At 55.9% G+C, this 25,168-nt stretch carries 22 protein-coding genes; 13 read left to right on the forward strand and 9 right to left on the reverse strand.

Annotation, left to right across the window (positions count from 1 at the left end; genetic code table 11):
* Positions 1-11: 11 nt before the first annotated feature.
* Positions 12-914 carry a carbohydrate ABC transporter permease gene (locus O1722_RS04615; RefSeq protein ID WP_100151312.1) on the reverse strand — a complete coding sequence of 301 codons (903 nt, stop codon included), beginning with the start codon at positions 912-914 and terminating at the stop codon, positions 12-14.
* Complete coding sequence (locus tag O1722_RS04620; RefSeq protein WP_006811834.1) at positions 907-1,797, reverse strand: carbohydrate ABC transporter permease; 891 nt, start codon at positions 1,795-1,797, stop codon at positions 907-909. Before O1722_RS04620 ends, O1722_RS04615 begins: the two co-directional genes overlap by 8 nt.
* 544 nt (positions 1,798-2,341) lie before the next feature.
* Here O1722_RS04620 and wzz(fepE) point away from each other — a divergent pair.
* Positions 2,342-3,478, forward strand: coding sequence for an LPS O-antigen length regulator Wzz(fepE) (gene wzz(fepE), locus O1722_RS04625; protein ID WP_032669284.1), 1,137 nt, complete (start codon positions 2,342-2,344; stop codon positions 3,476-3,478).
* Positions 3,479-3,511: 33 nt separating this feature from the next.
* Here wzz(fepE) and O1722_RS04630 read toward each other — a convergent pair whose 3' ends face one another.
* Positions 3,512-3,835 (reverse strand): cupin domain-containing protein, encoded by a 324-nt coding sequence (locus O1722_RS04630; RefSeq protein WP_015571763.1) that lies wholly within the window; start codon positions 3,833-3,835, stop codon positions 3,512-3,514.
* 135 nt (positions 3,836-3,970) lie between these two features.
* Here O1722_RS04630 and O1722_RS04635 point away from each other — a divergent pair, with 135 nt between their 5' ends.
* Positions 3,971-4,663: an aspartate/glutamate racemase gene (locus O1722_RS04635; RefSeq protein WP_015571762.1), complete on the forward strand. Its 693-nt coding sequence runs from the start codon at positions 3,971-3,973 to the stop codon at positions 4,661-4,663.
* Here the strand turns inward: O1722_RS04635 and O1722_RS04640 are convergent.
* On the reverse strand, positions 4,658-5,584 hold the full coding sequence (locus O1722_RS04640; protein ID WP_058686560.1) for a LysR family transcriptional regulator: 927 nt from the start codon (positions 5,582-5,584) through the stop codon (positions 4,658-4,660). The two genes, O1722_RS04635 and O1722_RS04640, sit on opposite strands and share 6 nt — an antisense overlap.
* Positions 5,585-5,704: 120 nt before the next feature.
* Here O1722_RS04640 and lysA point away from each other — a divergent pair, with 120 nt between their 5' ends.
* Positions 5,705-6,967 (forward strand): diaminopimelate decarboxylase, encoded by a 1,263-nt coding sequence (gene lysA / locus O1722_RS04645; protein ID WP_033487609.1) that lies wholly within the window; start codon positions 5,705-5,707, stop codon positions 6,965-6,967.
* Here the strand turns inward: lysA and O1722_RS04650 are convergent.
* Positions 6,937-7,974, reverse strand: coding sequence for a LacI family DNA-binding transcriptional regulator (locus O1722_RS04650; RefSeq protein WP_003862814.1), 1,038 nt, complete (start codon positions 7,972-7,974; stop codon positions 6,937-6,939). The genes lysA and O1722_RS04650 overlap by 31 nt on opposite strands.
* Before the next feature lie 299 nt (positions 7,975-8,273).
* On the opposite strand from O1722_RS04650, the gene O1722_RS04655 reads away from it, so the two are divergent.
* From O1722_RS04655 to O1722_RS04670, 4 genes are all read left to right on the forward strand, one after another.
* Positions 8,274-9,599, forward strand: a complete 1,326-nt coding sequence (locus tag O1722_RS04655; RefSeq protein ID WP_015571758.1) for a PTS sugar transporter subunit IIC — start codon at positions 8,274-8,276, stop codon at positions 9,597-9,599.
* Between the two features lie 7 nt (positions 9,600-9,606).
* Complete coding sequence (locus O1722_RS04660; protein WP_032654866.1) at positions 9,607-11,034, forward strand: glycoside hydrolase family 1 protein; 1,428 nt, start codon at positions 9,607-9,609, stop codon at positions 11,032-11,034.
* Between the two features lie 78 nt (positions 11,035-11,112).
* Complete coding sequence (locus tag O1722_RS04665) at positions 11,113-11,886, forward strand: GntR family transcriptional regulator (protein WP_033487607.1); 774 nt, start codon at positions 11,113-11,115, stop codon at positions 11,884-11,886.
* Positions 11,883-12,359 carry a GNAT family N-acetyltransferase gene (locus O1722_RS04670; RefSeq protein WP_058686561.1) on the forward strand — a complete coding sequence of 159 codons (477 nt, stop codon included), beginning with the start codon at positions 11,883-11,885 and terminating at the stop codon, positions 12,357-12,359. The genes O1722_RS04665 and O1722_RS04670 overlap by 4 nt, the downstream gene beginning before the upstream one ends.
* Here the strand turns inward: O1722_RS04670 and galR are convergent.
* A complete protein-coding gene (gene galR, locus O1722_RS04675) occupies positions 12,314-13,336 on the reverse strand; it encodes an HTH-type transcriptional regulator GalR (protein WP_003862806.1) in 1,023 nt (340 codons plus the stop codon). The two genes, O1722_RS04670 and galR, sit on opposite strands and share 46 nt — an antisense overlap.
* 617 nt (positions 13,337-13,953) lie before the next feature.
* Between galR and aas the strand changes: the two genes are divergently transcribed.
* A complete protein-coding gene (gene aas / locus O1722_RS04680) occupies positions 13,954-16,113 on the forward strand; it encodes a bifunctional acyl-ACP--phospholipid O-acyltransferase/long-chain-fatty-acid--ACP ligase (protein ID WP_033487605.1) in 2,160 nt (719 codons plus the stop codon).
* On the forward strand, positions 16,106-17,299 hold the full coding sequence (gene lplT / locus O1722_RS04685) for a lysophospholipid transporter LplT (protein WP_003862801.1): 1,194 nt from the start codon (positions 16,106-16,108) through the stop codon (positions 17,297-17,299). The genes aas and lplT overlap by 8 nt, the downstream gene beginning before the upstream one ends.
* Before the next feature lie 105 nt (positions 17,300-17,404).
* Here the strand turns inward: lplT and O1722_RS04690 are convergent, their stop codons facing one another.
* The 3 genes from O1722_RS04690 to mutH form a co-directional block, all read right to left on the reverse strand.
* Positions 17,405-18,445, reverse strand: coding sequence for an NADP(H)-dependent aldo-keto reductase (locus O1722_RS04690; protein ID WP_015571754.1), 1,041 nt, complete (start codon positions 18,443-18,445; stop codon positions 17,405-17,407).
* Between the two features lie 132 nt (positions 18,446-18,577).
* Positions 18,578-18,796 (reverse strand): YgdI/YgdR family lipoprotein, encoded by a 219-nt coding sequence (locus tag O1722_RS04695; protein WP_003862794.1) that lies wholly within the window; start codon positions 18,794-18,796, stop codon positions 18,578-18,580.
* A gap of 128 nt (positions 18,797-18,924) precedes the next feature.
* Positions 18,925-19,617 carry a DNA mismatch repair endonuclease MutH gene (gene mutH / locus O1722_RS04700; RefSeq protein ID WP_033487604.1) on the reverse strand — a complete coding sequence of 231 codons (693 nt, stop codon included), beginning with the start codon at positions 19,615-19,617 and terminating at the stop codon, positions 18,925-18,927.
* 683 nt (positions 19,618-20,300) lie between these two features.
* Between mutH and rppH the strand changes: the two genes are divergently transcribed.
* From rppH to thyA, 4 genes are all read left to right on the forward strand, one after another.
* Positions 20,301-20,831 (forward strand): RNA pyrophosphohydrolase, encoded by a 531-nt coding sequence (gene rppH / locus O1722_RS04705; protein ID WP_003862791.1) that lies wholly within the window; start codon positions 20,301-20,303, stop codon positions 20,829-20,831.
* A 12-nt stretch (positions 20,832-20,843) separates the two neighbouring features.
* Positions 20,844-23,090: a phosphoenolpyruvate--protein phosphotransferase gene (ptsP, locus tag O1722_RS04710; protein ID WP_015571752.1), complete on the forward strand. Its 2,247-nt coding sequence runs from the start codon at positions 20,844-20,846 to the stop codon at positions 23,088-23,090.
* A 228-nt stretch (positions 23,091-23,318) separates the two neighbouring features.
* Positions 23,319-24,194, forward strand: coding sequence for a prolipoprotein diacylglyceryl transferase (gene lgt, locus O1722_RS04715; RefSeq protein ID WP_003862787.1), 876 nt, complete (start codon positions 23,319-23,321; stop codon positions 24,192-24,194).
* A gap of 6 nt (positions 24,195-24,200) precedes the next feature.
* Complete coding sequence (thyA, locus tag O1722_RS04720; RefSeq protein ID WP_015571751.1) at positions 24,201-24,995, forward strand: thymidylate synthase; 795 nt, start codon at positions 24,201-24,203, stop codon at positions 24,993-24,995.
* Positions 24,996-25,168 lie beyond the last annotated feature (173 nt).

Below are 25,168 nucleotides of genomic sequence, written 5' to 3' on the forward strand. Positions count from 1 at the left end.
GTATTTCCCTCTTAACCTTTAATTCCGCTGCTGGTGACGCCCTGTACGAAGTAGCGCTGTGCCAGGAAGAAGACAATGATGGATGGCAGAATGGAGATGCTCGCCATTGCCAGAATTTCGTTCCACGGCGCGCCTTCGGTGACGTCGATGGACATTTTCAGCGCCAGTGCGATGGGGTATTTATCCACGCTGTAGACGTAAATCAGCGGCCCGATAAAGTCGTTCATGGACCACATGAACTGGAACAGGGCGACGGAGATAATGGCCGGTTTCAGGATCGGCACCACCACGTACCACAGCACCTGAATGGAGTTACAGCCGTCAATCTGCGCCGCCTCTTCCATGTCTCGCGGGACGCCGCGCAGGAACTGGATCAGCATGAAGACGAAGAACCCCTGAGTGGCGAAGGCCATCGGCAGATACAGCGGCATATAGCTGTTGAGCATGCCCATTTCACGGAACATGAGGTACTGCGGGATCAGCAGCACGGTGCTGGGCAGCAGCATGGTGGTGATGAGCGTGGCGAACCAGAACTTCTTCCACGGGATCTCGAAGCGGGCAAAGCCGTACGCCACGATGGTGGAGGAGATAATGGTCAGGATCACTTTCGGGATCACATACTTAAAGGTATTCAGCATGTAATGGCCGAAGTTGTACTCGGTGCCGGTTTTCCAGCCGTTCACGAAACCATCCCAGGTGGCGTGGGCAGGCCACAGGCTCAGGGTGGTGAAGATCTCGTGGTTCGGTTTGAACGACGCGGAGAACATCCACACCAGCGGGTAAAGCATCAGCAGGCCGACAACCAGCAGGATCACATAGCGAACGGAGGCGTTGATTTTCTCTCTGCGCAGCGTGCGGGCCACTTCGCGTTCGGCGACGCTTCTTGCCGTGGAGAGTTGTTGAATATCAGCCATTTTTGCCTCCTTTATCGGCGGAGTAGAACACCCAGTATTTCGACGACTTAAAGGCGATACCGGCGAAGACGGCCACCACCAGGAACAGGACCCACGCCAGCGCCGCGCCATAGCCCATATCGAAATACTTAAACGCGGTGTCGTAGATGTAGAGCGAGAACAGATAGGTCGAATAGGTTGGCCCGCCGCCGGTAATCACGTACGGCCCGGTAAATTCCTGGAACGCCTGCGTGGTCTGCATGATGAAGTTGAAGAAGATCACCGGCGTAATCAGCGGCACGGTCACCTTCATGAACATCTGCCATTTCGATGCGCCATCGATCATTGCCGCTTCATACTGGGACTGCGGTACGTTTTGCAGCGCGGCCAGGAAGATGACCATCGCGGAACCGAACTGCCAGACGCGCAGCAGGGTAACGGACATCAGCGCCAGCGACGGTTCGCCCAGCCAGTTCACCGGATCAAAGCCAAATACACCGATAAAGCTGTTCAGCAGACCATCAATGGCAAATAAGGCGCGCCACAATACGGCAATGGCGACGGAGCTGCCGAGGATCGACGGAATATAGTAGGCCGTTCGGAAAAAGCCGATGCCGCGTAATTTAAAGTTCAGGACAAAGGCAATTCCTAATGCAAAGGCGAGCTTTAACGGGATGGTTAAAAATACATAGGCAAAGGTCACGCCCATGGATTTCCAGAAGAGCGTGTCTTCGGTAAACATGTAGCGATAGTTTTCAATGCCGTTAAACACCGGCGGACTCATCAAATCGTAATCCGTAAAGCTGAGGAAAAACGATGAGACGAAGGGGAATGCCGTAAAGAGTATCAGCCCGATGATGTAGGGTGATATCCATGCGAGCCCCAGCAGCTTGTTTTCATTCATACATACCTACCTGGCAATCAATGGTTTAATACGAAATCTGCTTTGTTACATTTTCCCAGGCCTGCGATGCGCGGCATGAGAGCTGAAATTCAGGGTGCAACGTCTGGCAACGGCGAAATCTACGTTTGTTTTTTAACGCTTTTTTGTCTTTCTTTGTGCTGTAAGCGCTTCTGGTTTCAAAAGAGCTGAACCGGCGTTCTTGGATACTAAAACATCGTTTTATTTTATATTATTGCGATTTATTTCTGCGTCATTCGCTTAATGGTGGAAATGTGATCGGCGTCGAAACGCTGTTTCAATATAGTGAGGGAGGTGGCATTTTTGACTTTTCACGAAGCTTTGCCGCCGGCCATGAGTAAGAGATAACGAAGCAAAAAGGGAGCGGGAATAAGAATAGTCACGCAGCGTGGCTAACTACCAGATCTGATAGCAGGTCTACAGATGTACCAATTCGTCATTCAGATAATTCTTACATTCTTGTATGATTTGTTACACCGGAACCAGTCAGGCAGAATTTCACTGCATCCTTAAAAGAAGAACAGTTATGTCAGCGATGGATTTCAAAAAACATACGGATCTCAACTTTCCTCACTATGCTCCCCCGGCGGTCAGCGCTAAAGAAATAGATCTTCTGGGTCTGCTGGACGTCCTGCTGGCAGCAAAAAAACGCATCATCACCATTGTCTTTGCATTTGCACTGGTCGGCCTGGCAATCGCCTTTCTGATACCGCAAAAATGGACCAGTAAAGCGGTCATTACGCCCGCGGAACAGACGCAGTGGAGTTCGCTGCGCCAGATGATGGTGGCGCTCCAGGTGCTTGATGTCGACGTGAAAATTACCCGTGCGGATGTGTTTAATCTGTTTGTTAAAAAGTTTCAGTCCCAGTCTCTGCTTGAAGAGTACATGAAGAGCTCACCTTACGTGATGGCTCAGCTCGATGGCGCTCAGGTTGACCCGCTGGAGCTGCACCGCGCGGTGGTCAATATTGCCGAAAAGATGAAAGCCGTTGATAACACGCAGGAAAAAAATGCCGATAAAGCACCGTACCTCTCCTGGACGTTAAGCTTCACTGCCCCAACGGCAGAGGACGCGCAGAAAGTGTTGAATGGTTACATTCAGTACATCTCCCGCATCGTCGAGCAGGAGACCATGCAAAACATTCGCGATCAGCTGATCCTGAGAACCAAAACGGTTCAGCAGCAGCTGGAGCTGGATCGGGTCCGTCTGACAAATATCCATAATACCAACCTGCAACGCCTGAACTACTCGCTGGAAGTGGCGAACGCGGCAGGGATCAAAAAGCCGGTCTACAGCAATGGACAGGCGGTGAAAGACGATCCGGATTATTCCGTCGCCCTCGGTGCGGACGGGATTGCGCAGAAATTGCAGATTGAAAAAAATCTGAAGGACGTTTCTGAGCTGAACGCCGATTTCCAGAACCGCGAATACTATCTGGCACAGCTGCAAAAACTTTCCTTCGAAGATGTGAGCCTGGAGCCGTTCAAATACCAGCTTTCACCTTCTATGCCGGTGAAAAAAGATGGCCCGGGCAAAGCCCTGATCGTGCTGCTGGCGTGTATTCTGGGTGGACTGTTCGCCTGTGGCAGCGTGCTGCTGCGCGAGGCAATGAGCACCCGCAACCCGCTGCCGGAACAACTTCCTGAGCCGGTTACGGAATAACATCAAAAAAGGCGCTCAACTGAGCGCCTTTTTTTATTTCAGGAAATCTTCGCGAACCGGCGTAAAGGTATCCAGCAGGGTGCCGGGTTTCAGGCAAACGCAGCCGTGCATCACGTGCGGCGCTTTATAGAGGGTGTCGCCCGCCATCACCACATGCTTCTCCTCGCCAATGGTGAACTCAAATTCCCCCGAGAGAACGTAGGTGAGCTGCTCATGCGGATGGTTATGCATCGGGCCAATCGCGCCTTGCTCGAAATTCACTTCCACCGCCATCATCCTGCCGTCGTGCGCCAGAATACGACGCGTCACGCCGTTGCCCAGATCCTCAAGCGTGGTCTCTTTATGGAAAATAAACATATTTTCGCCCTGTTATGTAATGAAACATTGTTTCAATTAATTTATCTCACCCGCGGCGAAAAGGAAACGTTTAGCCAAATAACTGGAAAGGCGATCACAAGTTTGCTTCACTGGGTGAAACGCACAGGAGGAAAGATGAAAACGATCGGTCTGTTAGGGGGCATGAGCTGGGAATCAACGATCCCGTATTACCGCCTGATTAATGAAGGTGTCAAACAGCGTCTGGGCGGTCTGCATTCGGCCAGCCTGCTGCTGCACAGCGTGGATTTCCATGAAATAGAAGCCTGCCAGTCGAGCGGGGAGTGGGACAAAGCCGGGCAGATGCTGGCGGACGCCGCGCTCGGGCTGGAGCGTGCGGGCGCGCAGGGTATTCTGCTGTGTACCAATACCATGCATAAGGTGGCATCGCATATTGAAGACCGCTGTTCGCTGCCATTCTTACATATCGCGGATGCCACCGGGCGTGCCATACGTGCCGCCGGCATGACGCGCGTGGCGCTGCTGGGGACGCGCTACACCATGGAGCAGGATTTTTACCGCGGGCGGCTGAACAGCCAGTTCGGGATTGAAAGCCTGATCCCTGAAGAGGCTGACCGGGCGCGCATTAACCAGATTATTTTTGATGAGCTGTGTCTGGGCACCTTCAGCGAAACGTCGCGCGCATGGTACGTCAGCGTGATTGAGAAACTGGCGCAGCAGGGGGCGGAAGGGGTTATCTTCGGCTGTACCGAAATTGGCCTGCTGGTGCCGGCAGACCAAAGCCCGATAACGGTCTTCGATACCGCCGCCATCCATGCCGCGGATGCGGTGGAGTTCATGCTGTCATAGTGGTTTTTGCAGGTCAGGTAAGCGAAGCGCCACCTGACGCGCGTGCGCAATCAGGTGTTCACTAAAGGCATCAACCAGCGCTGAGGCGGGCCGGTGCAGCGGGCGGATCAGGCTAACAGTAAAGGGAACGGAAACGCTAAAACGGCGCAGAACCACGCCGCTGCTGGCGTAGTCCATGGCCGTGAGCGGGTTCACCACCGAAATACCCACGCCCGCGCGCACCATCGCGCAAATAGACGCCGCACTGTGCGTTTCCATCACCACCCGCCGCTTCACCTGATGTTCGGCAAACAGGCCATCCAGAAGCTGCCGGTAGCTGTCGGTCTGCGACAGGCTGATATAGTTCTCACCGTGAAAATCCGCCGGCGTCAGCTCCGCTTTGTGGGCAAGCGGGTGGCTGGCAGGTAGCACGCAGACCTCATCCAGCGACAGCAGCTCCGTGCGTTCCGTTCCCGCTGGCGTGACGAGGGTTTCGGTCAGACCCAGATCGTGGCGCTGGGCCGAAAGCCACTCCTCCAGCAGCGGCGACTCCTGCGGCACGATGGTCAGGCTGACCTCCGGATAGCGGGCCAGAAACGGCTGTAACAGTACCGGCAGGAATGACTGGGAAAAGACCGGCAGGCAGACGATGGACAGCTCGCCCTGGCGGAACTCCCTCAGGCTCTCTGCCGCGCTCACGATCCTGTCCAGCCCGTACCAGGAGCGCTGAACCTCCTCAAACAGGCGTAAACCCTGCACCGTTGGATGTAGCCGGCCGCGGGTGCGTTCAAACAGCTTCAGCCCCAGCACTTTCTCAAAACGCGCCAGCTCGCGGCTGACCGTCGGCTGCGAGGTGTGCAGCATGTGCGCGGCTTCAGTGAGATTGCCGGTGGTCATTACCGCATGAAAAATCTCGATATGGCGTAGGTTAACGGCGGGCATAGGGCACCTGATGGCTGAGCGTAGTCCATATCATTTTTGCATAGACTCAAGATAAAACGATATTTTTTATTCTCTTCAGGCTATGGCGTAATGATAAAAAACAGATTTCCGGAGACGACCATGCCACGCCCACTCAACCAGACTGAGACCGATTTAAACGCCGATAACCTGCTGCGCTTGCCTGCCGAATTCGGCTGCCCGGTGTGGGTCTACGATGCGCAGATTGTCCGCGAGAAGATCGCCGCGCTGCATCAGTTTGACGTGGTGCGTTTTGCGCAGAAGGCCTGCTCCAATATTCATATTCTGCGCCTGATGCGCGAGCAGGGCGTGAAGGTTGACTCCGTATCGCTGGGTGAAATCGAACGTGCGCTGGCGGCCGGGTTTGATCCGAAAGCCGACAGCGACGCGATCGTCTTCACCGCTGACCTGATTGACGACGCCACGCTGGCGCGCGTGCACGAGCTGCAAATCCCGGTCAATGCCGGTTCGGTGGATATGCTGGAACAGCTTGGGCAGGTCTCTCCTGGCCATCGCGTCTGGCTGCGCATCAACCCGGGCTTTGGTCACGGTCACAGTCAGAAAACCAACACCGGGGGCGAAAACAGCAAGCACGGGATCTGGTATGCCGATATGCCTGCGGCGCTGGAGGTTTTACAACGCTACAACCTCAAGCTGGTGGGCATTCACATGCATATCGGGTCCGGCGTGGATTACGGCCATCTTGAGCAGGTCTGTGGCGCCATGGTGCGTCAGGTTATCGATTTTGGTCAGGATCTGGAGGCGATCTCCGCCGGGGGAGGGCTTTCGATTCCTTACCGCGAAGGGGAAGAGGCGATCGACACGGATCACTATTACGGCCTGTGGAGCGCCGCGCGTGACAGCATCGCCGCCCATCTGGGCCATGCGGTGAAGCTGGAGATTGAGCCGGGTCGTTTCCTGGTTGCCGAGGCCGGCGTGCTGGTGGCGCAGGTGCGGAGCGTGAAGGAGATGGGAAGCCGTCACTTTGTGCTGATTGATGCTGGCTTCAACGATCTGATGCGCCCGTCCATGTACGGCAGTTATCATCACATCACCGCGCTTGCCGCCGATGGCCGCGATCTGGTCAACGCCCCGCGCATCGAGACCGTTGTTGCCGGCCCGCTGTGTGAATCCGGTGACGTCTTTACTCAGCAGGAAGGCGGGAAAGTCGAAACCCGTTCGCTGCCAGAGGTAAAACCGGGAGATTATCTGGTGCTGCATGATACTGGCGCGTACGGGGCGTCTATGTCTTCCAACTACAATAGCCGCCCGCTGCTGCCGGAAGTATTGTTTGATAACGGCGTGGCGCAGCTGATTCGCCGTCGCCAGACCATTCAGGAGCTGCTGGCGTTAGAGCTGGTCTGATTAAACCAGGGCCCCGTCGTCACCGAATCGCGTAACACCAGCGTGCCGGTGAACGGCGGGATCGCTTCAACCGGCTGGTTTTTTGCCAGCCGGATCGCCTGGTCGATCGCCGTGACGATCATGTTGTCGATCGGCAGATACACCGACGACAGGGCAGGCTCCAGCCACTTTGCGCTGGGGGCATCGTCAAAACCAAACAGCGAAATATCCTGCGGGATCTTCAGCCCGGCCTGGTGTAATGCTTTGGAGGCGCCCAGGGCCATATCATCGTTACAGGCAAACAGGGCGCTGAACGATGTCTTTTCCGCAATCAGCTCCTTGCACAGCTCGTAACCCCGCGTCATGCCTGCATCGCCGTATTTAATCCGCCGCTCGTCGAGACGAATACCGTGCTTCTCCAGCGCCTTACGGTAGCCCATCAGTCGCGCTTTACCCGTTGGCGTGTGGATCGGGACGGTGATACAGGCGATCTCCCGGTGGCCCTGGCTTATCAGGTAATCCACCGCTTTGAAGGCTGCGTCCTGCTGTTCAAAGAACACGCAGCGATCCGCCGCCTGGCTCACTTCACGGTTAATGATCACCAGCGGCGTCTGCACGCTGTTGATCAGCTTCAGGATCGTCTTTTCGCTCATGTAACGCGTATACAGCACGATGGCGTCGCACTTGCGATCGGCGAGCATCTGGACCGCCTGTTCTTCCTGCTCAGGGGCGTCGTGACCGTCGGTAACAATCAGCTGTTTTCCGTGCTTTTCGGTCTGCCGTGACGCCTGCTGTAGCAAACGACCAAAGTAAAAACCGTCGAACGTCGAGACGACCAGACCAATGCTGTTGCTGGTCTGGTTAGCCAGCGAACGCGCGAGAAAGTTCGGACGATAGCCCAGCTCCTCCATCGCGCGAAATACCTGCTGACGCGTGCTCTCTTTAACCTGACCTGTGCCGTTCAGCACGCGCGAAACGGTGGCCTTCGACACGCCCGCACGCAGTGAGACATCCAGCATTGTTGCCATTCGAAATTCCTGTTTCCACGTAATGGTTTGCAGTTTAACACAGACCATCCGGCGCATAAGCGACGTGGGAAGGGCAAAACCCCATAACGATCACGCTTTTCGGTAACGATCCTCGCCCGCGGGATAAATGCCTGTCATTGGCATGCCAAAATGGTGATAAATCGCAATCTGGAATACCTCTTACCTCATTGAGAGCTTAATCACAGAACAAAGCGCCTGTGGACGCTATTTTTGGCATACCAATAGTATCCGGCTGTCCATCTTATTCAATAAAAGCCCTTTTACTGAGGTATTACCCTATGGCATTTCAGGAAAAACTGATCGACGCTCTGGGCAGTTTTGCCACCACCTTCAACAGCTATCGCTACATCCAGGCGATCAAGTCTGCGTTTATTACCTTAATGCCGGTCATCATTGTGGGGGCGTTCTCGGTACTGATCTCCAATATGGTGCTGGATCCGAAAAACGGCCTGGCGAGCTTTCAGTCGCTGTCGTTTCTGGCGGCGTTAAAGCCGATCACCAGTGCGCTGAACTATGCCACGCTCAACTTTCTCAACATCGGCGCGGTGTTTTTAATCGGCATTGAGCTGGGGCGTATTAACGGCATTAAGTCCCTGTTCCCCGGCCTGCTGGCGGTGATCTGCTTTATCTGCGTGACGCCGACCACGGTGGAAATGCTGGTGGACGGCGAGATGCACGTGGTGAAAGACGTGCTGCTGCGCCAGTTCTCGGATACCCGCAGCCTGTTCCTCGGCATGTTTATCGCCATCCTGTCAGTGGAGATTTACTGCTGGCTGGAAAACCGCAAGGGGCTGAAAATCAGGATGCCAGACACGGTGCCGCCGAACGTCGCCGCGTCGTTCTCTGCGCTGATCCCGGCCATTATCACCACCACCGCCATCGCCACCTTTGGCTTCGTGTTTCATCAGGTTACCGGAATGTATCTCTACGACGCGGTTTACCAGGTGGTGCAACAGCCGCTGGAGCGCGTGGTGCAAAGCCTGCCGGGGATCCTGCTGCTGATGTTTGTCGCCCAGCTGTTCTGGGTGATTGGTATTCACGGCAACCAGATGATCAAGCCGATCCGCGAGCCGCTGCTGCTGGGGGCAATCACCGTTAACATGAGCGCGTTCGAGCAGGGCAAAGAGGTGCCAAACATCATCACCATGCCGTTCTGGGACGTCTATATGAGCATCGGCGGCTCCGGCCTGACCATCGGCCTGCTGATAGCCGTCATGATTGCCACCAAACGTAAAGAGATGAAGGAGATCGCTAAGCTCTCCATCGGCCCGGGTATTTTTAACATCAACGAGCCGGTGATCTTCGGGATGCCAGTCATGCTCAACCCGATCCTGGCTATCCCGTTCATCATCACGCCGCTGGTGACGGGCTCGATTGGCTACTTTGCCACCGTGACCGGATTTGCCGGGAAAGCCGTGGTGATGGTGCCCTGGACCACGCCGCCGCTGATCAACGCCTGGCTGTCAACCGCGGGCTCCATGGGGGCGGTGATCACCCAGTTTATCTGCATCGTGACCGCGGTGATTATCTATCTGCCGTTTGTGAAAATTGCCTCACGCCGCGCAGATCAGGCCGCACTGCAACAAGCCACCGATAACGCATGAGGGCAGGATGAGCATAAAACAGATAACCATACCGCCAGATTTTATGCTGGGCGCGGCGGCATCGGCCTGGCAGACCGAGGGCTGGAGCGGCAAAAAGCCGGGGCAGGATTCGTGGATCGATCTCTGGTACAAGAACGATCGTCACGTCTGGCACAACGGCTACGGCCCGGCGGTGGCAACCGACTTTATCAATCGCTTTCGCGAAGACGTGGCGCTGATGAAGCAGGCGGGACTGACGCACTATCGCACCTCGATCAACTGGTCGCGCTTTTTGACCGACTATGAAAACGCCACCGTAGATGAAGAGTACGCCGCCTATTACGACGCGCTGTTCGATGAAATGCACCGTCAGGGCATTGAGCCGATGATCTGCCTGGAACACTACGAATTGCCGGGCGTGCTGCTGGAGACCTACGGCGGCTGGGCGTCGAAGCACGTCGTCGAGCTGTTCGTTCGCTATGCGGAAAAGGTGTTTGAGCGCTTTCACGGCAAAGTCACCCGCTGGTTTACCTTCAACGAGCCGATTGTGGTCCAGACGCGCGTCTACCTCGACGCGCTGCGCTGGCCCTATGAGCAGAACACCAGCACCTGGATGCAGTGGAACCACCATAAGGTGCTGGCGACGGCGAAAGTGGTGAAGCTGTTTCGCGAGAAAGGGTATGACGGCACGGTGGGTTGTATTCTCAACCCGGAGGTGACCTACCCGCGCTCGCGCGCGCCGCATGACGTGCGGGCGGCAGAGATGTACGATCTGTTCTATAACCGCGTCTTTCTTGACCCGCTGGTGCACGGGCGCTATCCGCAGGCGCTTTTTACCCTGCTGGCGCAGCATCAGGTGCAGTGGGATTACACGGCTGACGAGCTGGCGCTGATTGCCGACAACACCGTCGACGAGCTGGGCATTAACCTCTATTACCCGCATCGCGTCAAAGCCCCGTCCCGCGCCTGGCACCCGGAGACGCCGTTCCACCCGGCGTACTACTACGAGCCGTTCGAGCTGCCGGGGCGGAGGATGAACACCTCCCGCGGCTGGGAGATCTTCCCGCGCATTATTTACGACATGGCGATGCGGATTAAAAACGAGTATCGCAACATTGACTGGTTTGTGGCGGAAAGCGGGATGGGCGTGGAGAACGAAGCGCAGTTTCGCAATCGCGACGGCATTATCGATGACGCGTACCGCATTGCGTTTCTCAGCGAACATCTTTATTACACGCTGCTGGCGCGGGAGGCGGGGGCTAACTGCCACGGCTATATGCTGTGGGCCTTCACCGACAACGTCTCCCCGATGAACGCGTTTAAAAACCGCTACGGGCTTATTGAGATCGACCTTGAAAACCATCGCGCACGGCGGGCAAAGAAATCGGCATCCTGGTTTCGCCAGCTGCGCGATGAGCGTGTGCTGACGCTCAGGGTTGACGATGAATGGAAGTAAGCCTTCTGGTAAAATAGCGCACAAACTGGCCGGGAGGACGTCCGGCCCGCGCATTAACTGATAAACACAGGTGAAAACGTGGATAAGGCTGTCATCCTGCCGGAAAAAAAACAGTACCAGGAGATTGGCGAGGATTTACGGGCGCAGATTATCCAGGGGCATTATCCCGTGGGATCGCGTCTGCCGCCGGAGCGCAACATTGCCGAGACGTATGGCGTGAGCCGCACTATCGTGCGCGAGGCGCTGCTGATGCTTGAGCTACAGGGGACGGTGGATATTCGCCAGGGGTCTGGCGTGTACGTGATGCGCATTCCGGAGGAGCATGAAAATGAGGAAGAGCGTTTTCTGAACTGTGACGTGGGTCCGTTTGAAATTCTCCAGGCGCGTCAGCTGCTTGAAAGCAACATTGCCGCCTTTGCCGCAAAAATGGCGACGCGGGCGGATATCGACAACCTGCGCCGCATCATCGAGCAGGAGCAACGGGCTATTGCCGCCGACGATCGCAGCCAGGACAACAACAAAATGTTCCACCTGGTGCTGGCGGGAGCCACACAAAACCAGATGCTGCTGGCGACCGTTGAAAGCGTCTGGCATCACATGGACAGCAGCCCGCTGTGGCAGCAGTTTAATGGCCACATCGCCAGCCGCGCATGGCGGCTGAAATGGCTCGGCGACAGGCAAACCATTCTCGCTGCGCTCCGCCGCCGCGACGTGATGGGGGCGTGGCAGGCGATGTTCCAGCATCTTGAAAACGTCAAAAAGAGCCTGCTTGAGCTGTCAGACGAAGACGCGCCCGATTTTGACGGCTATCTCTTTGAATCGGTCCCCCTTTTCCAGGGGAAGCTGGTGTGAATATACTCTCGCTTCACGCTGCGCCGCAGTTTACACAGCGGGTGATCGACTGGATCTGGAACGCGTTTGGTGAAGGTATGCCGCGTGCCTTTTTCCAGAGCATTGTTGAGCACAGCCTGACGCCGGGCAAGTTACCGCTCACCTTTATTGCCGTTGAGGATGACCAGCTGCTGGGCACCGTTGGGTTGTGGCGTTGCGATTTAATTTCCCGACAGGATCTCCACCCCTGGCTGGCTGCGCTGTATGTCGATGAAGCCGCCCGGGGAAACGGGCTGGCGGGAAAACTTCAGCGGCATGTTATCGGCTACGCGCGACGCGCCGGATATCACGAGCTTCATCTCTGGTCTGCCTGCCGCGACTTCTACGAACGTTACGGCTGGCACTACATTGGCGATGCGCTGGAATACCCGGATAAAACCGTCCATCTCTATCGCTGTTCGCTCACGGCTTCCGCGGGCGATACCACCGAGTGACGGCGCACTAAGGTTGGGCTGAACAGGTGGGTAATTTCCGGTGGCGGGCGATGCTCGGCCAGCGCTAACGCCAGTTCTGCCGCCTGCGTTGCCATGGTCACAATCGGGTAGCGCACGGTGGTCAGGCGAGGGCGCACGTAGCGCGACACCAGCACATCATCAAAGCCAATCAGCGAAATTTCTGCCGGGACGTCAATCCCGTTATCATTCAGCACGCCCATTGCGCCGGCGGCCATGGAGTCGTTATAGCTGGCCACGGCGGTGAAATTCCGCCCGCGGCCCAGCAGCTCCGTCATCGCCTGCTCGCCGCCACTCTCATCCGGTTCTCCGTACGCCACAAGACGATCGTTGCACGGCAGACCGGCTTCGCGCAGCGCGTCGTAATAGCCCTGAAGGCGATCTTCCGCATCGGAAATTGGGTGGTTGGAGCACAGATAACCAATTCGGGTATGGCCCTGCTGGATCAGATGACGGGTTGCGAGCCATGCGCCGTAACGGTCGTCGAGCGCCACGCAGCGGGTTTCAAAACCGGGAATAATACGGTTGATAATCACCATCCCCGGCATCTGTTTCATCAGATGGATCAGCTCGGCGTCGGGGATCATTTTTGCATGGACCACCAGCGCCGCACAGCGATGACGGATCAGCTGCTCAATGGCCTGGCGCTCTTTCTGTTCATTGTGGTAGCCATTACCAATCAGCAGGAAATTTCCGGTGTGATAAGAGACTTGTTCTACGGCTTTGACCATCGCACCGAAAAACGGATCGGATACATCTCCGACCACCAGCCCGATGGTTTCTGTCGACTGCTGGGCAAGGGCGCGCGCGTTGGCGTTAGGGTGATAATTCAGGTTTTCCATGGCGTCCTGCACGGCCTGGCGCGATGCATCACTCGCTTTAGGGGAGTTGTTGATCACGCGGGAGACGGTCGCGACGGAAACACCGGCCAGACGAGCCACATCCTTAATTGTCGCCATTCAATACCTTCTTATAGGGGTAAGCGTTTACACACTAACTAGTGTTGCGGAAAAGCAGCGCGCATTCAAGGGGAGCGGGTGGGCGTCCTCTGCAAACGTGAAGCAGAACATCCCTCACGGTGTAATCGTTACACGGCCAGTCATGTCTGAATAATGTCAATCTGAACCTTTAGTTACACTTTGCCTCAGGCTGTTGCGATTGTCCGTTAGCAACGATGCGTAGTGAATTGCTAGAGTCGAGATCCCAGAGGTATTGATAGGTGGAATCAACTTCGGTTGATTAACACGATTTACACCAACCTGCGTTTTACGCAGGTTTTTTTTTGCCTGTAAGTTCAACCTGTAACAGCAAAAGAGAATATTCACACCTGGTTGCACTTCGGCTCATTCCCTTGCGTTTTCCCGCTGGCGAAGCCTGTCGCCGGAGGCCACAATCAAGATCCCAGAGGTATTGATTGGTGAGAATTCCTGGTACGTTTTCGTACTCTTCTCTTGCACCAACCTGCGCGGATGCGCAGGTTTTTTTTCGCCTCTGTTTTTGCTATCGCTCCCTCACTACTTCTCGTGTAATCTGCCACCATTTATACCTTTCACACTGGCTGGCAAAGGGAGTTGAAATGCTTTTTGGGTTCTTCCGCACACTGTTTCGTGTCCTGTTTCGCATCCGCGTGACTGGCGATACGCAGGCACTCTATGGCGAGCGTGTGCTTATCACACCGAATCACGTCTCTTTTCTTGATGGCGTATTGCTGGCGCTGTTTTTGCCCGTGCGCCCCGTCTTCGCGGTTTACAGCTCCATCAGTGAAAAATGGTACATGCGCTGGCTCAAACCGCTGATTGATTTTGTCCCGCTCGATCCAACCAAACCGATGATGATTAAACATCTGGTGCGTCTGGTTGGGCAGGGGCGCCCGGTGGTTATCTTCCCGGAAGGGCGTATTTCAGTGACGGGCTCCCTGATGAAAATTTACGACGGGGCCGGTTTTGTCGCGGCGAAGTCTCAGGCCACCGTCGTGCCGCTACGCATCGACGGGGCTGAGCTGACCTTTTTCAGCCGTCTGAAAGGGCTGGTGAAGCAGCGTCTGTTCCCGAAAATTACCCTGCATATATTACCGCCGACGTCACTGCCGATGCCCGAGGCGCCGCGCGCGCGCGACCGCCGTAAAATCGCCGGGGAAATGCTGCACCAGATTATGATGGAAGCGCGCATGGCCGTTCGCCCGCGCGAAACGCTGTATGAATCGTTGCTGTCGGCGCAGTATCGCTACGGTGCGAAGAAAAACTGCATCGAAGACATCAGTTTTACGCCGGATACCTACCGTAAGCTGTTGACCAAAACGCTGTTTGTCGGGCGTATTCTGGAAAAGTACAGCAAACAGGGCGAAAAGATCGGCCTGATGCTGCCAAACGCGGGTATCAGCGCGGCGGTAATCTTTGGTGCCGTCTCCCGGGGCCGCATTCCGGCGATGATGAACTACACGGCGGGCGTGAAAGGGCTCTCCAGCGCGATTACCGCAGCACAAATCAACACCATCTTTACCTCCCGCCAGTTCCTGGATAAAGGCAAGCTGTGGCACCTGCCGGAACAGCTGACGCAGGTGCGCTGGGTGTTCCTGGAAGATCTGAAAGCAGACGTCACGACCGCCGACAAGCTGTGGATTTTCGCGCACCTGCTGATGCCGCGTCTGGCGCAGGTTAAGCAGCAGCCGGAAGATGATGCCATTATCCTCTTTACCTCTGGCTCTGAAGGTAACCCGAAAGGTGTGGTTCACAGCCACAAAAGCATTCTGGCGAACGTCGAACAGATTAAAACTATTGCTGACTTTACCGCCAACGATCGCTTTATGTCGGCGCTGCCGCTGTTCCACTCATTTGGTCTGACCGTGGGTCTCTTTACGCCGCTGCTGACCGGTGCCGAGGTGTTCCTCTACCCAAGCCCGCTGCACTACCGCATTGTGCCGGAACTGGTTTATGACCGTAACTGCACGGTGCTGTTCGGGACGTCCACCTTCCTCGGTAACTACGCGCGCTTCGCCAACCCGTATGATTTCTTCCGCGTACGCTACGTGGTGGCGGGCGCGGAAAAACTCCAGGACAGCACGCGCCAGATCTGGCAGGACAAGTTTGGCCTGCGCATTCTGGAAGGCTATGGCGTGACGGAGTGCGCGCCGGTGGTCTCCATCAACGTTCCGATGGCGGCAAAACCGGGAACGGTTGGCCGCATTCTGCCGGGGCTGGACGCACGTCTGCTGGCGGTGCCGGGTATTGAAGACGGCGGACGTCTTCAGCTGAAAGGGCCGAACGTCATGAACGGCTATCTGCGTGTGGAAAACCCGGGCGTGCTTGAGGCGCCGACGGCCGAGAACGTCAATGGCGAGGTTGAAACGGGCTGGTACGACACGGGCGATATCGTGCGCTTCGACGATCAGGGCTTCGTGCAGATCCAGGGACGTGCAAAACGCTTCGCCAAAATCGCCGGGGAAATGGTCTCTCTTGAAATGGTCGAAACGCTGGCGACCGCAGTCTCGGCGGAGAAAATGCATGCGACCGTGGTGAAAAGTGATGCCAGTAAAGGCGAGGCGCTGGTGCTCTTCACGACAGACGGTGAACTGAAGCGTGATGCGCTGCTCAGGTATGCACGCGAACACGGTATCCCCGAGCTAGCGGTCCCCCGCGATATTCGTTACCTCAAACAGTTACCGGTGCTGGGCAGCGGTAAACCCGATTTCGTGACCCTGAAGGGCATGGTTGAAGAGGCAGAACAGCAAAATGCGTGAGTCAGTGCACACTAACACTTCAATCTGGTCGAAAGGCATGATGGCGGTTATCGCCGCCCAGTTTCTTTCCGCGTTCGGCGATAACGCGTTGCTGTTTGCCACGCTGGCATTGCTGAAAGCTGAGTTTTACCCCGACTGGAGCCAGCCGATCCTACAGATGGTGTTTGTGGGTGCTTACATCGTATTTGCGCCGTTTGTCGGCCAGGTGGCGGACAGCTTCCCGAAAGGTCGGGTCATGATGTTTGCCAACAGCCTTAAGCTTCTGGGCGCGGCAAGTATCTGCTTTGGTATCAACCCGTTTGTCGGCTACACGCTGGTGGGCATTGGTGCGGCAGCCTACTCCCCGGCGAAGTACGGTATTCTGGGTGAGCTCACCACCGGTGATAAGCTGGTGAAGGCCAACGGCCTGATGGAGTCCTCCACCATTGCGGCTATTCTGCTGGGTTCGGTGGCGGGTGGCGTACTGGCAGACTGGCATGTGCTCGCCGCGCTTGGCATCTGCGCCCTGATGTACGGTGGCGCGGTGATCGCCAACCTGTTTATCCCCAAACTGGCCGTGGCGCGTCCGGGGCAATCCTGGCGCTTCGGGCCAATGACCGGCAGCTTCTTCAACGCCTGCCGCGTACTGTGGCGTAACGGTGAAACACGCTTCTCGCTGATGGGCACCAGCATGTTCTGGGGGGCCGGCGTTACGCTGCGTTTCCTGCTGGTGCTGTGGGTGCCGGTGGCGCTGGGCATTACTGACAACGCCACGCCGACTTATCTGAATGCCATGGTCGCCGTCGGGATTGTTGTCGGGGCCGGGGCTGCGGCAAAACTGGTGACGCTGGAAACCGTCGCGCGCTGCATGCCTGCGGGGATCCTGATTGGCGTCGGCGTTCTGTTCTTCTCCCTGCAACATGCCCTATTGCCTGCCTATGCCCTGCTGTTGCTGATCGGCATGTTAGGCGGTTTCTTTGTGGTGCCGCTAAACGCGCTGTTGCAGGAGCGCGGCAAGCAGACCGTTGGGGCGGGTAACGCCATTGCGGTGCAAAACCTTGGTGAAAACATGGCGATGTTACTGATGCTGGGGATTTACTCGCTGGCGGTAAAAGCAGGTGCGCCGGTCGTGGCAATCGGGGTAGGATTCGGCGCGCTGTTCGCGCTGGCGATTAGCGGTCTGTGGGTCTGGCAGCGTCGTCGTTGATCTCACTGCCCGGTGGCGGCGTTGCCTTACCGGGCCTACAAAATCCACCAACATCACGAAACGTAGGCCGGGTCAGGCGAAGCCGCCACCCGGCAAGGCGTCCACTTACGGTGCCGGGTAGGTATAAACCTGATGCACCGCTTCAATCTCCGCTAATACCTCTTCACTCAGGTTCAGATGGAAACTCTCAATATTGGTTTTCAACTGATCCATCGTCGTTGCGCCGAGCAGGGTACTCGCCACAAACGGCTGACGACGCACGAAGGCCAGCGCCATCTGCGCCGGATCGAGTCCGTGGCGTTTCGCGATATCCACGTAGGCCGCAACGGCTTTTTGCGTCTGCTCGCCGCTATAGCGGGTGAAGCGGCTGAAAAGCGTGTTACGCGCACCAGCCGGTTTCGCGCCGTTCAGGTATTTGCCCGTCAGGGTACCGAAGCCCAGGCAAGAGTAGGCGAGCAGTTCCACCTCTTCGTACTGCGTCACCTCCGCCAGACCCACTTCATAACTGCGGTTCAGCAGGCTGTACGGGTTCTGAATGGTCACGATGCGCGGCAGGTCGTGTTTATCGGCCAGATGCAGATAGCGCATCACGCCAAACGCCGTCTCGTTGGAAACGCCAATGTAGCGGATCTTACCCGCCCGCTGGCACTCCGTGAGCGCTTCCAGCGTTTCCAGCAGGGTAACTGCCGGAGCACTTTCGTTCCAGGTGTAGCCAAGCTTACCGAAGCAGTTCGTCGGACGCTGCGGCCAGTGCACCTGATAAAGATCGAGATAGTCGGTTTGCAGGCGCTTGAGGCTGGCATCCAGCGCGGCACGGATATTCTTGCGATCAAGGATCTGGTTAGGGCGGATCCCGGCATCGTTATTACGGGAAGGGCCGCTGACTTTGGAGGCGATGACCAGCTTTTCGCGATTGCCGCGTTTCGCCAGCCAGTTGCCGACATACGTTTCAGTAAGACCTTGTGTTTCCGGGCGGGGAGGAACGGGGTACATCTCCGCCACGTCAATCAGGTTAATGCCCTGGCTGACGGCGTAATCGAGTTGTGCATGGGCATCGGCTTCGCTGTTTTGTTCACCAAATGTCATGGTGCCCAACCCCAGTTGGCTGATCTCCAGAGCGCTGTGGGGGATACGGTGATAATGCATAGCCGGTTTCCTTTTTTTGACATACAGACTGCGTCAGGAACCTCCCGACAAAGGAATATAAACATGGCAGAGGGAAGGCAAAAGGGGAAGGAAAAAATCAAAAAGGCCAGCAAGCTACTGACCTTTATCTGTTTAACGCTCGATGATCTGGGAGACTTCGTCGCGATTAATCTGCATTTGATTGCCTTCGCGATCGCGGTAACTCACCAGACCGGTATCGTCGTCGACTTCGGGTTTGCCATCGGTCAGGATCATACGACCATCTTTCGTTGACATGACATAGTCGCTGCTGCAACCCGATACCGCAAACGCTAAACCGACTGCTGAGATAATTACTGCCCATTTTTTCATCGTTCTCATCCTCACCTGGCTCGTATCAAATCATAGTGTAGTAATAACCTGATATTACGACAGGTGAAAGGGGGGAAATCTTAAAAAGGAGGAGATTATGTTAGCCGGAGCGCAAAATTGGTAAAAAACTATGTTTTCAACAGGAAGTGGCGTGCCAGCAGCGCCCCGGTGAAATTCTTTTTAAGATAGAAACCGCGCGGCAGCGTCAGGATCGGTTCGCCCTGTGCGCCTACCGCTTCAGTGAGCGCTTTGCTGTTGGCGGCTTTGGGACGAAGTTGCAGCACTTCGCCATGCCGGGCGGTGATACGCTCAACCTGTCCCAGCACAATCATGTCCATCAGCTCTTCCCAGTCCTGGGAAAGCTGTCTCTCCTCTTCTTCATTCGGGCTCCAGAGCAGCGGGGCGCCAACGCGACGCTCAGCCAGCGGGATCTGCCTGTCGCCCTCAACGGGTACCCACAACACCCGCTTCAGCTTATGCCTGACGTGGCTGGTTTCCCATGTCACTCCGCTGTTACCCGTGAGCGGCGCAACGCAGACAAAGGTGGTTTCCAGCGGCCGCCCCTGGCTATCGATGGGGATCGTCTTCAGTTCCACCCCCAGCGCCGCAAAATCTTGCTCGGGTTTACTGCCCGCGCTTGCGCCCAGCCAGCGTTCCAGCAACACGCCGATCCAGCCCTTATCACGCTTTAGATCGTTAGGTATCGTCAACCCCGCCATCACGGCCAGCTCGCCCAGTGAATAGCCTGCCAGGCGTTGTGCCTGCTGGAGCAACTGGGCTTCACTGACGGGAGGAGAGAGCAGTGGGGCGAGAGATTGCATGCTAACGACCTTTTGATTAAAAAATGAGCTGATATTTTATCCCTTGTGGACAGAGTTTACCTTTTTCTGTGCACCTATTCCATGTGGATGATTTATATCATCTTTTTAAGAATACAATCCGTCCCGCGGCGGCTAAAAAACAGGTTGTGCAATTCTGGTCACTGACAATAAACAGGATCTTACACCATGTTATCCACAGAAAAATGGGATAACTGGGAATAACTGCCACTACTGTTTCAATTTACAGCCTTGACGTGCGATGAAAATCGAATTTTCACACAAATTGTGCCTAACTTATTGGCACAAACTGTGGATAAAACCGACGCTGTTCGATCTTTCATCAGCAGGAGGATCTTTGATGTGATGATCGTCACGTTTATCGCCCTGGATACCCTTAATTTCAATATAATCATATGAATTTAAATGATTTGTTATAAGCGGGGTAAATTGGCGGCTCGTCGGGCTACAAGGTTGTTCATCGGTAATTCCGCACTTCTTCACAACTATATCCACAGAAAAGGTGAATAAAAATGGTCTCTGTCGCCCGCATCTGTTTATAACTCCGCACTAAATTGTGAGTTATTCAAATGTTATTAGGTTGCAGGCCTGTAAGAGAGTGGTTTACCGCCTCCCTGTAGTGTGAAACAATCATTCATATATCAGATTTAGTTTGGGGTAGTCCGGTGATTGATGACGATGGCTACCGCCCAAACGTAGGAATAGTAATTTGTAATCGTCAGGGCCAGGTGATGTGGGCCCGGCGATATGGTCAGCACTCCTGGCAGTTCCCGCAAGGCGGGATCAATCCCGGAGAGTCCCCAGAACAAGCGATGTACCGGGAGCTGTTTGAAGAGGTTGGTTTAAGCCGAAAAGATGTTCGCATCCTGGCTTCGACCCGCAACTGGTTGCGTTACAAGTTACCGAAACGTTTGGTGCGTTGGGACACAAAGCCGGTTTGTATCGGCCAGAAACAGAAGTGGTTTCTTTTGCAGTTGGTGGGCAACGATTCAGATATCAATATGCAAACCAGCAGCACGCCAGAGTTTGATGGCTGGCGCTGGGTAAGCTACTGGTATCCGGTTCGTCAGGTCGTGTCATTTAAGCGCGATGTATATCGTAGGGTGATGAAAGAGTTCGCAAGTGTCGTGATGCAGCTTCAGGAGACGCCTCCGAAGCCACAGAGCGCACCTGCCTGGCGACGTAAAAGAGGTTAAGCTACGCAAATCATGCTCACCCGCTTGCGAGAAATAGTTGAAAAGGTTGCCAGTGCGCCTCGCCTCAACGAGGCGCTGAATATTCTGGTGACGGACATCTGTCTTGCGATGGAAACCGAGGTCTGTTCGGTCTACCTGGCCGACCATGACCGACGTTGCTACTACCTGATGGCAACCCGCGGTTTAAAAAAACCACGGGGACGTACCGTCACGCTCGCGTTTGATGAAGGTATTGTTGGCCTGGTCGGGCGACTGGCGGAGCCAATCAACCTTGCCGATGCGCAAAAACATCCCAGCTTCAAATATATCCCTTCCGTCAAAGAGGAGCGGTTCCGCGCTTTCCTTGGCGTGCCGATTATTCAGCGCCGTCAACTGCTTGGCGTGCTTGTTGTCCAGCAACGAGAGTTGCGGCAGTACGATGAAAGCGAGGAGTCTTTCCTCGTCACGCTGGCAACGCAGATGGCTGCGATCCTCTCCCAGTCTCAGCTGGCAGCCCTTTTTGGGCAGTATCGTCATACCCGCATCCGCGCGCTTCCGGCCTCGCCGGGCGTCGCGATTGCCGAAGGCTGGATGGATGCCACGCTCCCCCTGATGGAGCAGGTCTATGAAGCCTCGACGCTGGATGAAGCGCTTGAGCGCGAACGGCTTACCGCTGCGCTGGAAGAGGCGGCGAATGAGTTTCGTCGCTACAGCAAACGCTTTGCCGCTGGCGCTCAAAAAGAGACGGCGGCCATTTTCGACCTCTACTCACACCTGCTTTCCGATGCGCGTTTGCGTCGTGAGTTATTTGCCGAGGTCGATAAAGGTTCGGTGGCAGAGTGGGCGGTTAAAAAGGTCATTGAAAAATTTGCCGAGCAGTTTGCGGTGCTGACTGACGGTTATCTGAAAGAGCGCGCCGGCGATTTACGCGCGCTTGGGCAACGTCTGCTGTTCCACCTTGATGATACTATTCAGGGGGCGAATGCCTGGCCGAGCCGGTTTGTACTGGTGGCCGATGAACTCTCAGCGACGACGCTGGCGGAATTACCGCAGGACAGGCTGGCGGGCGTAGTGGTGCGCGATGGCGCAGCTAACTCCCATGCCGCCATTATGGTGCGCGCGCTCGGTATTCCGACCGTGATGGGGGCGGATATTCAGCCCTCCGTACTGCATCGCCGTACGCTGGTGGTGGACGGATACCGCGGTGAGTTGCTGGTGGATCCTGAGCCGGTTCTCCTTCAGGAGTACCAGCGTCTTATCAGCGAAGAGAATGAATTAAGCAAGCTGGCGGAAGATGACGTCAACCTGCCCGCGCAGCTCAAGAGCGGTGAGCGGGTGAAGGTGATGCTCAATGCTGGCTTAAGCCCCGAGCATGAAGAGAAGCTCGGCAGCCGCATCGATGGCATCGGCCTCTACCGCACCGAAATACCGTTTATGCTGCAAAGCGGCTTCCCGTCAGAAGAGGAGCAGGTGGCGCAGTATCAGGGCATGTTGCAGATGTTTAACGACAAACCCGTCACGTTGCGCACCCTGGACGTCGGCGCGGATAAGCAACTGCCCTATATGCCCATCAGTGAAGAGAATCCCTGCCTCGGCTGGCGTGGGATCCGCATAACCCTCGATCAGCCGGAAATCTTCCTTATCCAGGTTCGTGCGATGCTGCGTGCCAACGCGGCCACGGGGAATCTCAGCATTTTGCTGCCGATGGTCACCAGTATTGACGAGATCGACGAAGCGCGGCGGTTGATAGAACGTGCAGGGCGCGAAGTGGAAGAGATGATCGGCTATGCGATCCCTAAACCCCGTATTGGCGTGATGCTTGAAGTGCCTTCGATGGTCTTTATGTTGCCGCAGCTGGCGACCCGCGTTGATTTTATCTCCGTTGGCACCAACGACTTAACGCAATACATTCTGGCGGTCGATCGCAACAATACGCGCGTTGCCAGCATCTACGATAGCCTGCATCCGGCGATGCTTCGTGCCCTGGCGATGATCGCCCGCGAAGCCGAGCAGCATAATATCGACCTGCGCCTGTGCGGTGAAATGGCCGGCGATCCGATGTGCGTGGCGATCCTGATTGGTCTCGGTTTCCGTCACCTGTCAATGAACGGACGTTCCGTTGCGCGTGTGAAATACCTGTTACGTCACATCGAACAAGATGAGGCGCGCGAACTGGCCGCGCGTAGCCTGGAAGCACAGCTGGCAGCCGAAGTGCGCCATCAGGTGGCTGCGTTTATGGAGCGACGCGGCATGGGCGGTTTGATCCGGGGCGGCCGCTGATCCCCACAAAATAATGACGGCTCGGACGCCCCCCTCTCCCTTGAGGGAGAGGGATGGGGTGAGGGGGAACAGCGCGCATGAAACCCTATACACATCTTTTACATCTCAGGCGCATCCTCCGCGCCTGCCTTATGCTATGATTCGCAACTTTGGAGCACCTGCCAACGGCGGGAATGCAATTCACCCGCTGTCCACTTTCAGCGGAATAACAACATCTTGTGGTGACAGATGAACAGTGGTTATCTGCATTTTCCGGAATTCGATCCGGTTATTTTCTCAATAGGACCTGTAGCGCTGCACTGGTACGGTCTGATGTACCTGGTGGGCTTCGTCTTTGCCATGTGGCTTGCTGGCCGTCGCGCCAGTCGTCCAGGCAGCGGCTGGACGAAGAACGAAGTGGAAAACCTGCTTTATGCCGGCTTCCTCGGCGTGTTCCTGGGCGGTCGCATCGGTTATGTCCTGTTCTATAATTTCCCGGTATTCCTGAACGACCCGCTCTATCTGTTCCGCGTCTGGGACGGCGGCATGTCCTTCCACGGCGGGCTGATTGGTGTGATCCTGGTCATGGTGATCTTCGCCAGACGCACCAAACGCAACTTCTTCCAGGTGGCTGATTTTATTGCGCCGTTAATCCCGTTTGGGCTGGGCGCAGGGCGTCTTGGCAACTTCATCAACGGTGAACTGTGGGGGCGTGTCGATCCGAGCGTGCCGTTTACCATGCTGTTCCCGGGTTCCCGCGCGGAGGACATCGCGCTGCTGCCTTCGCATCCTGAGTGGCAGTCCATTTTCGATACCTACGGCGTTCTGCCGCGCCATATGTCACAGCTCTATGAGCTGGCGCTGGAAGGCGTGGTGCTGTTCATCATCCTGAATCTGTATATCCGCAAACCGCGCCCAATGGGGGCTGTCTCCGGTCTGTTCCTGATTGGCTACGGCGCGTTTCGTATCATCGTCGAGTTCTTCCGCCAGCCGGATGCGCAGTTTACCGGGGAATGGGTACAGTACATCAGCATGGGGCAGATCCTCTCCATCCCGATGATTGTCGCGGGTGCCATTATGATGATTTGGGCGTATCGTCGTCGTCCACAGCAACAACTTTCCTGAGGAATCATGAAACAGTATCTTGAATTGATGAAAAAAGTGCTCGACGAGGGCACGCCGAAAAACGACCGTACCGGCACCGGTACGCTCTCCATTTTTGGCCACCAGATGCGCTTCAATCTGCAAGAAGGCTTTCCTCTGGTGACAACGAAGCGCTGCCATCTGCGCTCGATCATTCATGAACTGCTCTGGTTCCTGCAAGGCGATACCAACGTTGCTTATCTGCATGAAAACAATGTCTCCATCTGGGACGAGTGGGCAGATGAGAACGGCGACCTGGGGCCGGTCTACGGCAAGCAATGGCGCGCGTGGCCTACCCCGGACGGCCGCCATATTGACCAGATCACGACCGTCATGAACCAGCTGAAAAATGACCCGGACTCGCGCCGTATCATTGTCTCTGCCTGGAACGTGGGGGAACTGGATAAAATGGCGCTGGCGCCTTGCCACGCGTTTTTCCAGTTCTATGTGGCGGACGGCAAGCTCTCCTGCCAGCTCTATCAACGCTCCTGCGACGTGTTCCTCGGCTTGCCGTTTAACATCGCCAGCTACGCGCTGTTGGTGCACATGATGGCGCAGCAGTGCGATCTTGAAGTGGGCGATTTTGTCTGGACGGGCGGTGATACCCACCTCTACAGCAATCATATGGAACAGACGCATCTCCAGCTGACGCGCGAACCGCGTGCATTGCCGAAGCTGGTGATCAAACGTAAACCGGAATCGATCTTCGATTACCGTTTTGATGATTTCGAGATTGAGGGTTACGACCCGCATCCCGGCATTAAAGCTCCTGTCGCCATCTGATACGGCAAATCCTGACACAACCGGTGCTCTTTAGCGCCGGTTTTTTTTCACGCCCGTTTTGTTTTTCGAGCCTGTTTCCAGAGATAATGCAACGCGTTGCAACGGGTGAAAATCTCCTGAAAGCGGCTCGTAAAGTTCTGGTTTAACGCTCGCACCGTTTTTGCTATTCCGCC

It is taken from the genome of Enterobacter cloacae complex sp. HYC003_NIDB, from assembly GCF_056673375.1.